Source organism: Silanimonas algicola (assembly GCF_054777375.1).
Map to the genome: position 1 here is coordinate 33,606 of NZ_BAAHAS010000003.1, position 13,997 is coordinate 47,602.

A 13,997-nucleotide genomic window follows, 5' to 3' on the forward strand; every position below is an offset into this window, starting at 1 on the left:
GGGTCAGTGCCAGGCGCGGTGGTAGGGGCCGAGGGTGGTCTGGTGGCCTTCGGCATGGCGGCCGAGCGCGGCCATCCACTCCTCGCGGCACTGCCAGTCCTGAGGCGCGGCCAGCAGGCGGTCGATGGCGCGACGCCAGGTCGTCGTGACCTGGCCGATGTAGGCGGCACCTCGCTGGCGGCCTTCGATCTTCAGGGCGACCACGCCGGCGGCGTGCAGCTTCGGCAGGATCGGCAGGGTGTTCAGGCTGGTGGGCTCCTCGAGCGCGTGGAAGACCTCGCCGCCGACGTCGAAGCGGCCCTTGCACACCGTGGGGTAGCCGGCGGGCTCCTCGGCGTTGAAGCGATCGATCAGCACGCCGTTGAGCCGCACGCTGCGGCCGCCATCGCCGTGCTCCTCCCAGCGCACGAACTGCGCCGGCGAGCACACGCCGTGGCGGTTGGGCGAGGCGCCGGTGACGTAGCTCGAGAGCTGGCAGCGGCCTTCGACCATGATGCAGAGGCTGCCGAAGGCGAAGGCCTCCAGCGGCACCGGCGACGCCGCGCAGACGCGTTCCACCTGCGCCAGCGAGAGCACCCGCGGCAGCACCGCTCGGGCGATGCCGAAGCGCTCGTGCATGTAGCGCAGCGCCGGTGCGGTGGTCGCCGAGCCCTGCACCGAGAGGTGCCGTGGCAGACCCGGGTGGCGTTTCGCCGCGTAGTCGAGCACCGCCATGTCGGCGGCGATGATGGCGTTCGCGCCGAGGTCGGCGGCGCGGTCGACGGCGCGCTTCCAGTGCGCGAGGCGCGCGGTCTCGGGGTAGGTGTTGAGCGCGATGTAGACCTTGCGGCCGAGGTCGCGGGCGTTTTGGATGCCGGTGGCGATCTCGGCCTCGGTGAAGTTCAGGCCGGGGAAGGCGCGCGCATTGGTCTGGTCGCGGAAGCCGAGGTAGACGGCGTCGGCGCCGGCCTCGAGGGCAGTGTTGAGCGCAGGCAGGTTGCCGGCGGGGCAGACGAGTTCCATGGCGGGCCTCGGGTCAGGGCGTCGGGGTGGGCGGCGTGGTCGCGAGCGAGGCCCAGAGCCGGGCCATGCGCTGTTCGACCGCGGGGTCGGGGCGGATCGGGCGGCTCCAGCCACGGCGCGATTCCGACGGCCCTTTGCAGGTGGCGTCGAAGCCGATCTTGCCGCCGAGGTTCGGCTCGGGGCTGGAGAAGTCGAGGTAGTCGATCGGCGAGCGTTCGACGATTAAGCTGTCGCGCGCCGGATCGGAGCGGGTGGCCAGCGCCCACAGCACGTCGCCCCAGTCGCGGACGTCGATGTCGTCGTCCACGACAATCACGTACTTGGTGTAGGTGAACTGCCGCAGGTGGCTCCAGATCCCCATCATGATCCGCTGCGCATGGCCCGGGTACTGCTTGCGGATCGAAACAACGGCGATGCGATAGGAGCAGGCCTCGGGCGGCAGGTGGAAGTCAACGATCTCGGGGAACGCGCGCTGCAGCAGGGGCACGAAGACCTCGTTCAGCGCCATCGCCATGACCGAGGGCTCGTCATGCGGCGAACGGCCCATATAACTGCCGTGGTAGATCGCGCCGCCGCGCAGCCGCATCGTCTCGACCGTGAATACCGGGAACTCGCCTTGCGCGTTGTAGTGGCCGGTGTGGTCGCCGAACGGGCCCTCGAGCGCGGTGTCGCCCGGATGGATGAAGCCCTCCAGCACGATCTCCGCCCCGGCCGCGGCGTCCAGCCCGGTGAGGCGGCTGTGCCAGACGCGCGTGCGTTCCCCGCGCAGCAGGCCGGCGAACTCGTACTCCCCCACGGTGTCCGGGATCGGGGCCACCGCAGCGAGCAGGGTGGCCGGGTCGACGCCGATGGACACCAGCAGCGGAAAGGGCTCGCCGGGACGGTCGGCGCACCAGTCGGCGAAATCGAGCGCGCCGCCGCGATGCGGCAGCCAGCGCATGATCAGCCGCCGCAGGCCGATCACCTGTTGGCGGTAGATGGCGACGTTCTGTCGCGTTTTGCGCGTGCCCCGCGTGGTGACCAGCCCGAGCGTCACCAGCGGGCCAGCGTCCTCGGGCCAGCAGGTCTGGATCGGCAGGCGCATGAGATCGATCGCGTCGCCCTGCAGCACGATGTCGTTGAAGGCCGCCTCCTTGACGGGCTTCGGCGTTACATGGGCCAACTGCCCCAGTTCCGGCCAGTGCAAGAGCGCGTCGCGCAGCGAGCCCGGCAGGCGCGGCTCGCGCAGCGAGGCCAGCAGGTGGCCGAGTTCGCGCAGCGAGGCGATGGGGCGATCGCCCAAGGCGGCCTCGACGCGGCGGCGGCTGCCGAACAAATTGGCCAGCATCGGATGCGACGATCCTTCCACCGCCGTCATCAGGAGCGCGGGGCCGTCGGCGCGCAGCACTTCGCGCGCTAGCGCCGTCGTTTCCAGCACCGGATCGAGCGGCGTCTCCACCCGTCGCAGGTCGCCCTCGCGCTCAAGCCGGCGCAGGAATGCCCTCAGCTCATGCATCGCGGGCCGGGGCGTGATCTGCGATCCACCGCTCGAGGAAGGCGAAGTAGCCGTCCATCACCGGGCTGTCGCCGTGCTCGTCGAGCAGGAAGGGATTCATCAGCGTGTGGCGCAGGATCACCAAGCGGTCGTTGCCTTCGCCGGGCTCGACTTCCAGCGCGTCCGGTGGCAGACCGAGCGCCCCGAGCAGGCGCGCGGTGTCGGCATCGCCCATGGCCTCGCGCTTCAGCGTCGTCACCGAACCGAAGTACTCGCCGAGCTGCAGCGGGCGCGTGGGGTCGGCGGAGAGGGCGCGCTGCAAGGCGCGGACGAAGCGGTTGGCGTCGGCCAGACGCGCATTGCCGCGCGGGTTGAAGGCGAGGCAGACCAGGTTGCTATCCGGGTGGAAGGGCACGAGGGCCTGTACGCGTCCGGCCACGCGCTGGCAGAAGGCCTCGGCTTTGGCGACGAAGACTTCGGTGGCGCGCAGGCTCAGGGCCTGCAGTTCGCCGAAGTGGCTGGCATCGAGCGGCAGGACGCGATGGGTCACGTAGACCGCCGCGGCATTCGCCCCCGCTTTCGAACCCTCCGGGATGTAGCGCCCGAGGCTGCGATGGCGGGCGAAGAAATCGCCGCCGTCGTCCGGCTGGAACACGTAGTCGGCACCTTCGGCGAGCACGTCGATGGCGCGCTGGTCACGGCACAGGAAGGCGCCGGCGCCGTAGGGCAGGTAGCCGAGCTTGTGCGGGTCGATGGTGATGCTGTCGATGCGATGCAGGCCCTCGATGGCCGCCTGCACGTGCGGGGCCGGGAAGGCCGCGAAGCCCTCGGCCACGGCCGCGCGCGAGCGCAGCGCGCCGTCGGCCTCGCGGAACAGGGAGGCGAGGTAGCCGCCCCAAGCCGCATCGACATGCACGGCGAAGCCTTGCCCGCGGGCGGTGCAGCGATCACGCAGGTCGAGCAGGCCACTGATCGGGTCGATGGTGCCGAACTCGGTGCTGCCGAGCACACCCACCGCCATCAGCACCGGTTCGCCGGCGGCGTGGCAGGCGTCGAGTGCGTCGGACAGCGCGTCGAGATCGAGGCGCATGGCTTTGCCGGGGATCAGGCGCAGCTGGTCGCGGCCGAGGCCGAGCAGCTTGCAGCCCTTGCTCCACGAGTAATGCGCCGTGCTCGGTGCGAACACCGCCGGGGCGCGCAAGCCGGAATGGCGGGCGAAGAAGCCGGCAAGGCCGAGCTGTTCGAGCCTCTGCGCTTCCACGCGGCCGGACCATTCGCGGGCCTCTTTCGCCGGTAAGGCATCGCGCCACTGCTTCCACGCGGTCCATAGCGCGACGCTGGCCGCTGGCGCGAGCTGGAACGCCGCGCTCGCGGTGTCCGGCACACCCGGCAATGGCACGCTCGCCGCTTGGAGAGCCACCGGAAACGCCTTCAGCGCCAGCGCCAGGCGCAGGCCCTGCACGTTGGCCAACGTGCCGCCCGAGGTGAGGTGGCCGAAAGCGCAGTCCTCGCGCGTCGGGTCGGCGACGAAACCGATCATCGCCGCCAGTTGCAACCCGGCCTTGAGCTCCATGTCGATGGTCACCGGCGCCGATTCCGCCGAGACGTTGTTCGGGTTGTACGGCAGCGCGAGCATTTGCGCGGCGAGACCCGGGATCAGCAAATCGCTGACCATGTGGCCGATGTAACGCGGGCTGTGGAAGGGCACGCTGCGCTTCAGCGCGGCCGACAGCCCGTGCAGCTCGCGGCGCATCCTCGATTCGAACGCCAGGAACTTTGGCAGCCGGTTCGCGCCGGTGGGAATGACCGGGGCGTCCTCGGGGTGCAGGTTGCGTCGCCAGTAGACGTGGTCACGGAGGAACTCAACCGTCAGTGACTCCAGCAACTGGTCGTTCTCGCCATAGGGCCCGATGAAGCAGGCGTTGAGCTCGCGATCGATGTCCATGCGCTCAGCCCGGCTTGCCATCAGCGCGCGGCACCAAATAGATCCACGCACTCTTCAGCACCCAAGGGAGGAAGACCAGCAGCCAGCCGGCGGCGCTGGCCTGCCACCACGCCAGCGGTTGCGCGCTGAACTCTGCGCACAAACGAATCAGGGCCACGGCATTCATCCCAACGAATGCAAAGCCCGCCACACGCCCCAGCACCAAGGGGCGGCCGGAGTGCCCCGCAGTCACGCGTGTCACCATGGCCACGAGCAGCGTGCCGAAGCAGCCCACCGCAAGGGCATGCAGCGGCATGCGGCCGAGCGCATCACCGAGGCCGAGGATCGGCGCCAGCGCATCCCATGCGTACAGGGCCATGGCCACTGGCCACCACGCGAGGCCGACAAACAGCACCATCAACAGCGGTGGCGCTTTTCCGCGCGGCCACCAGCGCCAGAGCACGACCGCGCCGAGCCCGGCCAGCGCGAGGTCGGCGACGCCGCGGAGCGCATTCCAGCCCACGATCGGTGCCACGAGGTGGATCAGTGTGAGCGCCCACAGCGCGCCCAGCACCCACATCGGCCGCCACGGCACATAGCCCTTGACCACGTTGCCGGCGAAGAAGGGGAACACGCGGTGCGCCACTGTCGCGTAGATCGGCATCAGGAAACCGACGCCGCCGATCACCGCCATGAAGTGCAGCCAGAGCGGCGAGCCGCCGTGCAGCCACACGCCGAAGGAGAGCACGCCGCACAGGCCTACCAGCAGTGCCGCGAAGGCCGAGCGCGCATGCCAATCGCCCATCCGCGCCTCGCGCAGCCAGCCGGCGAGCACCGCCATCGCGCCCAGCCATCCGGCCAGCGTATTCAGCCAGCCGAAGTGCAGCAGCAGACTGGAGCCTGTGAACGCCGCCGCCAACGTGGCGGCCTGCCCGAGCAGCAGGCCGAGGCCGACCGGCAGGTAGTGCCAGCGCTTCGCCTCGCCGAGGCCCATCCAGCGCGGGAAGACCGTGAGCAGGAAGCCGAAGATGAAGGCCGGAAGCACCTGGTACTGCATCAGGAAGCCGTGCAGCCAGGTGGCCGGCAAGCCTTCGAGCGCGGCCTCCGACCAGCCCATCAGGTGGGCCAGCCACCAGGCCATCGCGGCCAGCACATTGGTGGCACCGATGAGGAACAGCAGGCGATGCGGGGCATCGACCAGGGCGAAGCGCATCGGCGCGGGCATCACGGTGGCCATGGGAGGGCCTGCAAGCGGAGGAGGGCGCCAGCCTCGCGCGTCGCCGCCGCTCACGCCCTGATGTGGGTCAATCCGACGGCGGTCGCATCCCGTCCACGGCCCGCAGGTAGGCGGCATTGCCGCCGGTGATGCGCTCCTTCCCCGCCCATTGCTGCAGCGAGACGATGTGCGGAACGAGGGCGTCGTACGTGGTGGCGCTCTCCACGGCGTCCACGAGCCACGCGCAGGCGTCGCGCAAGGCCCGCACCGAGGCCCGCGATTCCTCGGTCAGGGATAGCAGGCCGGCGTACAGCCCGGGATCGCCCGAGAGCAGGCGCATCCCCATCGCGAGGTCGAGGCCAAAGGTCGGCGTCGCGCAGGCGTCGAGGGCGTCGAGCGATGCGCCTCCGCGGGCGAGCACGGTGAGTTGGGCCAGATGGGCCGCATGGCCGAGTGCCTGCACCTGCGCGGCGCGGCGGTCGTGTTCGCGCGCGTCCAGCGGCACGAGGGTGGCGCGGGTGGCCGTCAGGAAGGCCGTCGTCCAGGGCCGCCAGACCTTGAGCCGCCCCTCGCACACCACCAGCCGCTGCCCGGCGAGATGCGTCAACGCAGGCGGTGCGCACATCGGGTGCAGGCCCAACACCTCCGCCCCCGAGGCTTGCATCGCCGCCACCGGGGCGGCCTTGATCGAGGTGAGGTCCATCCAGAGTTGTCGTTCCGCGCGCTCCCGCGCCAGCGCTGCGAATCGGCCGATCACCTCGACGGTGGCCACTACTGGCGCGCTGAAGACCACCACGTCGGCCCAGTGCGCGAGCGGCGCCATCGCCACACTCGACGAATCGGCGGGGTCGTGGCCGCGGACCTCGGCGGCCAGCGCGGGATTCGCCGCGAAGAAGCCGGCGAGCCAGCGGCCGTAGCGGCCGGCCGAGCCGATGATCGCGACACGCGCCTGTGGGCGAGAGCTCGATTCCGCCTGATCGCTCATGGTGTCAAGGTCGGCGGTTATGCGAGATGTAGGCCCAGCAGCACGCACTGACGGGCCAGTTCCTTGTCCGTTTCGCGGATGTGGTGCACCAGCCACGAGCCCAGGAAATCCATGAAGTGGGAACAGACGTCGGGCGGCAGATTTTCGACCATGTCGAGCACCCCCTGAACCGTCTCGAGGAAACGCTGGTGTCCCTTGGTATGGCGATCGCGGTGTCCCGCATCCATACCCGGATGAGCGAGGAGCTGCTCTTCGAAGCTGAAGTGCTGTCGCGCAAACGCGTCAAGCGCCTCGATTCGCCGACGGACCTCTGCTTTCGGCAATGCATCGTCGGCCAAGGCGCGCCAACTGTCGGCGAGCAGCTCGATCAATCGCTGATGGTCCTCATCGATGCCGGCGTGCCCGGTGGCGAGAGACTCGCGCCATTCTGGGCACGCCGTCCGAGCCTTGGCACGTGCGGGCCATGAAGCATTGGAGAGGCCGAGAAGGCGCATGGGCATGGCCAGTGATCGCGTCGAGGGGGCCATTGAGCGCCCGCTCGTGTGGAGGCGCATTGACAGGCGTCAACAGCAGGCGCCGTCTACAGCGCCCATTCCAGTTGCAGCCAGAGCTTCGTCGTGTCCCGGGCGAAGCCATCGCTGTGGAAGTCGGCGACTTTCGCCAAGGCAACGAGGCCCGGACGCAGCGTGAGGGCGAGCGACGCATCCCATTCCGTGCTGTAATCGGCGCCGCGGTCCGACTGGAAGTCGTGGCCCATCACCTGCCAGGTCGCGGCCTTGCCGGCCACCGTGAATCCGCCCTGCGCCGAGGCGTAGCGGTCTTCGAGGCCGTTGATCGGCGTCGTCGCGAACTTGTCGGCCCAGCCATTGAAAGCGTGAAGGGTGGCGAGGGGTGTCTGGAACGCCCGGCCGTCACCGGCCCCCAGCCGTTCGAAGCCCGCCTTGAACACCAGCGGGCCGCGCTCGAGCCGCGGCTCCACCAGCGCGTAGCCGGTGCGACCGCCAACGGCGTCGGCCCACGGCTGCTGCGTGGCGCTTTCGAGCGTGAGCCCGAACTTCCACCCCGGGTTCAGTGCCCACGCGCTGGACCAGCGCAGGCCCAGCGTGCGGGTGGACGCAGCGGCCACGTCCTGATCCTCCACCCAGTAGCCGTAGGCCGCCACGCTGCCCCCTGGCAACGTGCGCGCCACTCGCAGCAGACGGCCGTCGAGGTCGCGCTCGCGGGCGAGCCGGTCGCGGGCGTTGTCGCCGGAAATGCGATGCACGCGATCGACGTAGAACGCTTGCAGGTCCCACGCGGCGGAAGGCTTCCACTGGCCCTGCACGGCGTCGAAGGTCTGCATGTTCTGGCGCCAGCCGACATCGCCGACGAAGCGCGCATTGTCGAGCACGATGCGCTGCCGGCCGATGCGGGTACCGAAGGCCGTGCCACGCCAGTCGAGCCAGGCCTGGTTGATCTCGAGGGCGCGCGCGTCGATGACCGCCGGGTAGGCCGTCTCGCCATTGGCGCCGGAGTTGAAGCGGTCGTTGAGCTCGGCCACGCCTTCGCCTTCCAGCTGCGCCGACCAGCCGCCGCCGAAGGTGAAGGTGTAGCCCGCGCGGACGCGTGCGGTGTGCGCGTCGGCCTCACGCGCGAAGGCGTCGTCGTCCACGCCTTCGTAGCGGTAGCGCAGGTTGACGGCCCAGGGCTTGGGCGCGTCGGTGGCGGCTGGCGCGGCGGCAGGTGTCGCCGCAGGCGTGGCGAGTGCGGCCGTGGCGGCGAGCGGGAGGGCAAGCGCGATGGCGAGAGCGAGGCGATTCATGGACAACTCCGTGGGTACGTTCCACGCGAATTGTCGGGCCGTCCCCCAAGGGACGGCCTTGCCGCAGGTCAAGACGAGGCGATGATCAGCCGAGGAACTGCAAGGGCTGGCCGTCGAGTCGGGCCAGCGCGAGGAACACGCAGACCGTGACCGAGTTGATCGTCCAGCCGATGGTCAGCACGCGGGCCATCGTTCCCCAGTCCGCGCGGTCGACGTTGCCGGCGTTGAGCCAGATCGCGCGCATGATCCACGCGGTGTAGCCGAGGAACAGCAGGGCGCCGGCGAGGAAGGCCGCTGCTGGCAGGGTCTCGTAGACCGCGAGCAGGGCGACGAAGAGGATGTGGCTGATGACCACGCCATCGATCCAGAACACGTGGGACAACCGGCGGTGGCCGGGGACACGATCATCGAAGAACGCTCGCAACATGGCACGTGCTCCTCGGGTGGTGAGGCATAAGCGCCGCCGCTGTGCGCGGGATGGACCTGGCGCGCGTCCGACGCTACGCCCCGCGATGGCCGGGGACAAGCGACGCCGGATTCGCGAACCCGCCATCCGTCCGCCGTCGCGTTGATAATCCGGGCATGTCCGAGCCCCTTCCTCCGCCTCCCGCCGCCGCGCCCGCCGAGCGCCGCGGCCTCGCCGCCCTGCATCCCGGCAACTTCGCCCTGGTGATGGCCAGCGCGATCCTGGCGCAAGGCTTCCACCTGCACGGGCTGCCGATAGCGGGACGCGCGCTCGATGCGATCGCCGTGCTCGCCTTCGTGGTCCTGCTGGGCCTCTCGCTCGCACGGGTGCTCATCGCGTCGCAGGCCGTCCGCGACGACCTCACGAATCCGCGCCTGGTGTTCGGCTTCTTCACCCTCGTCGCGGCGGCGTCGCTGGTCGGGCAGATCGCGCTCGGTCACGGGCATGCGCCGGTTGCGATGGGGTTGTGGGCTTTCGCCTTCGTGGTCTGGTGCCTGCTGCTCTACCTCGCCTTCGCGGTGCTCACCTTTCTCACCCACGAGCACAACGTGAACATCGTGCACGGAGGCTGGCTGATCGCCATCGTCGGCACGCAGTCGCTGGTGGTGCTGGGCGCGCGCCTCGTGCCTGAGCTCGGTGAGTACGGGCGCTACATGCAGGTGGAGGTGCACATGCTGTGGGGGCTCGGGCTGTGCCTCTACGGCATCTTCGTGACCCTGTTCTGCTACCGCATCTTCTTCCTGCGCCTGTCGCCGGACGACGTCGGACCACTGCTCTGGGTCGTGATGGGTGCTGCCGCGATCTCGGCCAATGCCGGTACCACGCTGATCGCGCTGGAGACACCGCTGCCTTTCCTCGCAGCGCAGCGCCCCTTCGTCGATGGCGTGACGATGATGATCTGGGCGTGGGCGACGTGGTGGATCCCGCTACTCACCCTGTTCGGCGTCTGGAAACACGGGATCAATCGACGCCCGTTGCGCTACGAACCGATCATGTAGAGTCTGGTGTTCCCGCTTGGCATGTACGCCGTGGCTAGCGCACGGCTTGGTTTGGCCGCCGACTTCGAGCCGCTGGGTTGGATCTCGACGCTGGTCTTGGCAGGCGGCAGCCTGGCTTGGGTGGCGGTGATGATGGGTTTGCTAAGGCGGTTGGGCCGCCGCCCTTGGCGGCCTGGCACCGCGCCGCAGAATTAGGCGACTACCGCAAGGATCACGGCGGACGCCTTGAACAGCGCGGTCACGACATCGCCTTCCTTCAGCGCGAGGGCCTGCGCGCTCGCCAACGTGATGCTGGCGACAAGGTGACCACCGTTCGGCATCTCGAGGACAACCTCCGTGCTCACGGCGCCCGTGATGATCCGACGAACGTGGCCGGTGATCTGGTTACGCGCCGAGAACCTCGCCTGTGCGTCCGCGGACGCTAGGATGATCGACGATGCCTTGACGAGGGCAAACACTTCCACGCCGATCCCCAGACCGAGTGCTTCTCGGCTGCTGCGGGTGACCATGGCGACAACTCGCTGGTGGCCGCCGATATCGATTTCGATCTCGTCGTGGAGGGCGCCCTCGGCAACGACCATGACACGCCCGGGAAGTTGGTTTCTGGCGGTGGTCTTCATGGAGGTCCTTCGAGAGAGCAGTGCTTCGTCGGCGATGCCGGCGGCATCCCGATCGAGGGTTTCAATGAACCGCCGATGCTCGCGCTCGATCAGGCGAAACGTCCTGATCAGTCGTTGGCCTTGATCCGTGAGCCGAGTTCCGCCACCGCCGCGTCCTCCGACGGCTTTCGCGACCAGTGGAGAGCCCGCCAAGACGTTCATGGTCTCCACGGCGTCCCAAGCGGACTTGTAGCCCCATCCCATCACCTTCGCGGCGCGTGAGATCGAGCCCAGCTCATCGATCTTCACAAGAAGCTCGATCCGTTGGCGGTCGGCCACCATGTCCTCGCCCGCGCTCATCCAGAGCGCCCCTCGAGGCGAGAACGGCTGCATCATGAAGGTCATTTGGATTCCAGAAGCCTGTGCGCAACGCTAGGCGTCAGCGGCCACTTCGGAAATGATGTGGGTCAAGAGGGCTGCTCATGCGCGTCGTGTGCTTTTCGCACCCTCGCTTCCCGACATCCCAATCAGGCGTTGGCGGTCGAGCACCGTCAGGTGACGCCCTTGAACGCCGAGGATCCCGGCATCGCGCAACGAGGAGAAGGTGCGACTGACGGTTTCGATGGTCAGGCACATGTAGCTCGCGAGATCGGTTCTGCCCATCGCCAGATGGATCGACGCTTCTTCCTTCCCCGAGATCCGTTCGGCGCGCTGAAGAAGGCCGATCAGAAACAGCGCGACGCGCTCGTCGGCCTGTCGCATCGCCAGGAGCTCGACATGTTCCTGTTGATCGGCCAGGCAGGAGCCTGCCGCTTGTAGCAGATGATGCTGGAATTCCGGCTGTCGGCTGGCCGCCGTTTCCAGTGCCGACAGCGGGATCTCGCAAATGACGGCGGGCTCCAGCGCAAAGGCGTCAGCACGAAAGCGCATCCCTGCAATCGCTTCCAAGCCCATGAGTTCGCCAGGGAAGTGGAAACCGAGGACCTGCAGCCTCCCATCCGCCGCCAGTGTTTCCGTTTTGAAGACGCCAGCCTGAGACACGAACAGGGAGCGCACCTTCTGGCCCTGCTCGTAAAGCCGCTCACCGGCGCTCAGTGATCGGCGGGGGAGCACGTGGTCCGACATCCGTTCCAACTCGTCGGGCCTGACGATGGCGGGCTTGCACATCGGCTTGAGCACGCAGTCGGAACAGGCGCGCTGCTCGAGCAGGGTCTGGAGGAGGCGCGGTTCCATCCGATGGGGCGAAGGCATGGCGTGGCGCCCATCCTTGCGCAACAGCGCTATTCCTTTCCACCTCTACGCTCGTGTGAAGGCCGGTCCTCGCCCGCGCGACCAGCCAGTTGGACCGTGGCTGCGCCGAGTGCCTCGACGTCCTCGGGGTCGTGGGTGACCAGCAGCATGGGAATGTCGAGCCGGCGCTGCAACGCATCCAACTCGCCGCGGAGTTCGCGTCGTAATCCGTGGTCGAGAGCCGCGAAAGGCTCGTCCAGCAGGAGGGCGTCCGGTGCTCGGACGAGGGCACGGGCCACGGCGGTCCGTTGCTTCTGGCCACCCGACAGCTGATGCGGGAACTGGTGCGCGCTGGCGGTGAGGTCCAAACGCTGAAGCCAGTCTTCTACCCGGGCATCACGTTGGTGACGGGTCGGGTTCAAAGGGCCTGTGGAGAGTCCAAAGCTGACGTTTTGCCGCACGTTGAGGTGTGGAAACAGCGCGTAGTCCTGGAACACCACGCCCAGCCGCCGGTCCCGAGGCGGCACGTCGAGGCCGGCCGTTGAATCGAAGAGCGTCCTGCCGCCCAGACGCACGTGGCCGCTATCCGGGCGCACCACGCCTGCGATGGCCTGCAGAAGCAGGGTCTTTCCGGAACCGGAGGGCCCGAAGATGACGAGCCGAGTGGCAGCACTCTGAAACGATACGTCGAGTCGGAAGCGACGCGAGCCGGCCTGCAAGCTGGCACGGAGTGCGACGTCGATCCGTGGTGCCGTGTCGATCACGCCTTACCCCTCGAGGTGTTCGCACGAAGTCTTCCTGCGGCGAGCAGCACCGCCAAGCACACCACCGTCATGACCACGACGAGGAACAGGGCGCGCCCATCCTGTCCGGCCTGAACCGCCTCGTAGATGGCTGCCGAGAGGGTCTGGGTCTGACCGGGGATGCTACCGGCCACCATCAGGGTGGCGCCGAACTCCCCCATGGCCCGGGCGAACGCGAGCAGCAATCCAGCGAGGATCGCCGGCCAAGCCAGGGGGAGTGTCACGCGCAGAAAAACGGCCCAGTCCGGCAATCCGAGCGTTCGTGCAGCCGCCTCCACCCGATGGTCCACGCCCTCGAACGCGGTTCGCGCGGGCTTGAAGACCAGTGGGAGCGTAACCACGGTCGCGGCAATCACTGCGGCCTGCCAAGTGAAGACCAACTGCACATCGAAGGTCGCATCGAGCCAGCCACCCAGCGCGCTTCGGCGCGAAATCAGCACCAGCAGGTAGTAGCCGAGAACGGTGGGGGGCAGCACCATCGGGAGGGTCAGCAGGGTGTCCACCAGTTCGCGGCCCGGGAAGCGACCGCGCGCAAGGAGGTAGCCCAGAGCCGTCCCCAGCAAGAGGGTGATGCCGCTGGCCCAGAGCGAAACCTTGAGCGATAGCGCGAGGGCCGGCCATGCGGCAGCGAACTCGTTCATCGAGCACCGTTCATGGCGGGAGGAATCCGTGGCGCCGCAGGATGGCTTGGCCCTCGGCGGATCGCACAAATTCCACAAAGGCCCGGGCCGCCCCTGGCTCGCGGCTGTCCGCCACGGGCGCGATCGGGTAGCGAATCGACGCCTTCACGCGAACGGTGAAGGCGCGCTTCACACGTCCCGGTTGCAGGGGGAGATCCGTGGCATAGACAAAGGCGGCGTCGACTTCGCCACGGGCGACGTAGTCCAAAGCCTGCCGCACGTTTTGTGCAGGGACGAGGCGAGGAGCAAGGGCTTCCCAAAGCTGAGCGTTCTGAAGCGCTTCGCGGGCATAGCGCCCTGCCGGCACCGCGTCCGGCTGGCCGATCGCGATGCGGCGGACGGGAGGGTCGGCCAACGCCGCAAGGGTGGCCGGAATGGCCTGGGTGTCGGCTGGGACCGCGACCACCAGCGCATTGCCAGCGATGTCGTGCCGCTGGCGGGCGTCAACCAATCCGTCCGCAGCGGCCCGGTCCATCGTTTCGCTGTCTGCGGCGGCGAAGACATCCACTGGCGCTCCTGCCCTGATCTGCTGCAACAGGGCGCCTGATCCCCCGAGGTTCAGGCGGATCTCGTGTCCGGGGTGGGCGTCCTCGAAGCGCTCCGCGATTTCGGTGAAAGCTTCCCCTAGGCTGGCCGCCGCCGAAACCGTCAGTTCGGCGGCGCACACGGTCGACATGGGCAGGCAGAGCAGAAAGCTCAGGATCTTCAAACGTTGGCGGTGGGACACGGCGATCCCGTTATGTCCGGTGAGGCGCAACAGTAAGTCGCCCCTCCGGCCTCTGACCATGACGCAAGTCAAAGGGCGGGGGCGGGCCACCT

Annotated in this window: 14 protein-coding genes; 1 reads left to right on the forward strand and 13 read right to left on the reverse strand. The window is 68.5% G+C overall.

The annotated features are described in order from the left end of the window. Nucleotides 1-3: 3 nt before the first annotated feature. The 8 genes from ubiU to ACYVAK_RS10375 all read right to left on the reverse strand — a co-directional run bounded on the left by ubiU (nucleotide 4) and on the right by ACYVAK_RS10375 (nucleotide 8,829). Nucleotides 4-1,002, reverse strand: a complete 999-nt coding sequence (ubiU, locus tag ACYVAK_RS10340; protein WP_461060637.1) for a ubiquinone anaerobic biosynthesis protein UbiU — start codon at nucleotides 1,000-1,002, stop codon at nucleotides 4-6. A gap of 13 nt (nucleotides 1,003-1,015) precedes the next feature. Further along, the gene (locus ACYVAK_RS10345) at nucleotides 1,016-2,497 is read right to left on the reverse strand and encodes a UbiD family decarboxylase (protein WP_461060640.1); all 1,482 of its coding nucleotides are present in this window, start codon (nucleotides 2,495-2,497) and stop codon (nucleotides 1,016-1,018) included. After that, on the reverse strand, nucleotides 2,490-4,421 hold the full coding sequence (locus tag ACYVAK_RS10350) for a pyridoxal phosphate-dependent decarboxylase family protein (protein WP_461060642.1): 1,932 nt from the start codon (nucleotides 4,419-4,421) through the stop codon (nucleotides 2,490-2,492). The genes ACYVAK_RS10345 and ACYVAK_RS10350 overlap by 8 nt, the downstream gene beginning before the upstream one ends. Nucleotides 4,422-4,425: 4 nt before the next feature. Further along, the gene (locus ACYVAK_RS10355) at nucleotides 4,426-5,637 is read right to left on the reverse strand and encodes an NnrS family protein (RefSeq protein ID WP_461060644.1); all 1,212 of its coding nucleotides are present in this window, start codon (nucleotides 5,635-5,637) and stop codon (nucleotides 4,426-4,428) included. A 67-nt stretch (nucleotides 5,638-5,704) separates the two neighbouring features. Further along, complete coding sequence (locus ACYVAK_RS10360; protein ID WP_461060646.1) at nucleotides 5,705-6,601, reverse strand: prephenate dehydrogenase/arogenate dehydrogenase family protein; 897 nt, start codon at nucleotides 6,599-6,601, stop codon at nucleotides 5,705-5,707. A 17-nt stretch (nucleotides 6,602-6,618) separates the two neighbouring features. Continuing rightward, the gene (locus tag ACYVAK_RS10365) at nucleotides 6,619-7,155 is read right to left on the reverse strand and encodes a bacteriohemerythrin (RefSeq protein WP_461060648.1); all 537 of its coding nucleotides are present in this window, start codon (nucleotides 7,153-7,155) and stop codon (nucleotides 6,619-6,621) included. A 26-nt stretch (nucleotides 7,156-7,181) separates the two neighbouring features. Continuing rightward, nucleotides 7,182-8,402 (reverse strand): alginate export family protein, encoded by a 1,221-nt coding sequence (locus ACYVAK_RS10370; protein WP_461060650.1) that lies wholly within the window; start codon nucleotides 8,400-8,402, stop codon nucleotides 7,182-7,184. 85 nt (nucleotides 8,403-8,487) lie between these two features. After that, nucleotides 8,488-8,829, reverse strand: a complete 342-nt coding sequence (locus ACYVAK_RS10375) for a hypothetical protein (RefSeq protein ID WP_461060652.1) — start codon at nucleotides 8,827-8,829, stop codon at nucleotides 8,488-8,490. A 155-nt stretch (nucleotides 8,830-8,984) separates the two neighbouring features. Here ACYVAK_RS10375 and ACYVAK_RS10380 point away from each other — a divergent pair, with 155 nt between their 5' ends. Further along, a complete protein-coding gene (locus ACYVAK_RS10380; RefSeq protein ID WP_461060654.1) occupies nucleotides 8,985-9,866 on the forward strand; it encodes a tellurite resistance/C4-dicarboxylate transporter family protein in 882 nt (293 codons plus the stop codon). A 191-nt stretch (nucleotides 9,867-10,057) separates the two neighbouring features. Here ACYVAK_RS10380 and ACYVAK_RS10385 read toward each other — a convergent pair whose 3' ends face one another. From ACYVAK_RS10385 to modA, 5 genes are all read right to left on the reverse strand, one after another. Continuing rightward, nucleotides 10,058-10,870 (reverse strand): TOBE domain-containing protein, encoded by an 813-nt coding sequence (locus tag ACYVAK_RS10385; protein WP_461060656.1) that lies wholly within the window; start codon nucleotides 10,868-10,870, stop codon nucleotides 10,058-10,060. A gap of 75 nt (nucleotides 10,871-10,945) precedes the next feature. Next, nucleotides 10,946-11,698 carry a helix-turn-helix domain-containing protein gene (locus tag ACYVAK_RS10390; RefSeq protein ID WP_461060658.1) on the reverse strand — a complete coding sequence of 251 codons (753 nt, stop codon included), beginning with the start codon at nucleotides 11,696-11,698 and terminating at the stop codon, nucleotides 10,946-10,948. A 47-nt stretch (nucleotides 11,699-11,745) separates the two neighbouring features. Further along, the gene (locus tag ACYVAK_RS10395; RefSeq protein ID WP_461060660.1) at nucleotides 11,746-12,459 is read right to left on the reverse strand and encodes an ABC transporter ATP-binding protein; all 714 of its coding nucleotides are present in this window, start codon (nucleotides 12,457-12,459) and stop codon (nucleotides 11,746-11,748) included. After that, nucleotides 12,456-13,139 carry a molybdate ABC transporter permease subunit gene (gene modB, locus ACYVAK_RS10400; RefSeq protein WP_461060662.1) on the reverse strand — a complete coding sequence of 228 codons (684 nt, stop codon included), beginning with the start codon at nucleotides 13,137-13,139 and terminating at the stop codon, nucleotides 12,456-12,458. Before modB ends, ACYVAK_RS10395 begins: the two co-directional genes overlap by 4 nt. 10 nt (nucleotides 13,140-13,149) lie before the next feature. Beyond that, a complete protein-coding gene (gene modA / locus ACYVAK_RS10405; RefSeq protein ID WP_461062120.1) occupies nucleotides 13,150-13,854 on the reverse strand; it encodes a molybdate ABC transporter substrate-binding protein in 705 nt (234 codons plus the stop codon). Nucleotides 13,855-13,997: the final 143 nt, after the last annotated feature.

What these genes read in the sequence shown, in the direction of transcription:
- ubiU (WP_461060637.1), bottom strand. Translation starts at nt 1,002, where the DNA reads ATGGAACTCGTCTGCCCCGCCGGCAACCTGCCTGCGCTCAACACTGCC.
- ACYVAK_RS10345 (WP_461060640.1), bottom strand. Translation starts at nt 2,497, where the DNA reads ATGCATGAGCTGAGGGCATTCCTGCGCCGGCTTGAGCGCGAGGGCGAC.
- ACYVAK_RS10350 (WP_461060642.1), bottom strand. Translation starts at nt 4,421, where the DNA reads ATGGACATCGATCGCGAGCTCAACGCCTGCTTCATCGGGCCCTATGGC.
- ACYVAK_RS10355 (WP_461060644.1), bottom strand. Translation starts at nt 5,637, where the DNA reads ATGGCCACCGTGATGCCCGCGCCGATGCGCTTCGCCCTGGTCGATGCC.
- ACYVAK_RS10360 (WP_461060646.1), bottom strand. Translation starts at nt 6,601, where the DNA reads ATGAGCGATCAGGCGGAATCGAGCTCTCGCCCACAGGCGCGTGTCGCG.
- ACYVAK_RS10365 (WP_461060648.1), bottom strand. Translation starts at nt 7,155, where the DNA reads ATGCGCCTCCACACGAGCGGGCGCTCAATGGCCCCCTCGACGCGATCA.
- ACYVAK_RS10370 (WP_461060650.1), bottom strand. Translation starts at nt 8,402, where the DNA reads ATGAATCGCCTCGCTCTCGCCATCGCGCTTGCCCTCCCGCTCGCCGCC.
- ACYVAK_RS10375 (WP_461060652.1), bottom strand. Translation starts at nt 8,829, where the DNA reads ATGTTGCGAGCGTTCTTCGATGATCGTGTCCCCGGCCACCGCCGGTTG.
- ACYVAK_RS10380 (WP_461060654.1), top strand. Translation starts at nt 8,985, where the DNA reads ATGTCCGAGCCCCTTCCTCCGCCTCCCGCCGCCGCGCCCGCCGAGCGC.
- ACYVAK_RS10385 (WP_461060656.1), bottom strand. Translation starts at nt 10,870, where the DNA reads ATGACCTTCATGATGCAGCCGTTCTCGCCTCGAGGGGCGCTCTGGATG.
- ACYVAK_RS10390 (WP_461060658.1), bottom strand. Translation starts at nt 11,698, where the DNA reads ATGGAACCGCGCCTCCTCCAGACCCTGCTCGAGCAGCGCGCCTGTTCC.
- modB (WP_461060662.1), bottom strand. Translation starts at nt 13,139, where the DNA reads ATGAACGAGTTCGCTGCCGCATGGCCGGCCCTCGCGCTATCGCTCAAG.
- modA (WP_461062120.1), bottom strand. Translation starts at nt 13,854, where the DNA reads ATGTCGACCGTGTGCGCCGCCGAACTGACGGTTTCGGCGGCGGCCAGC.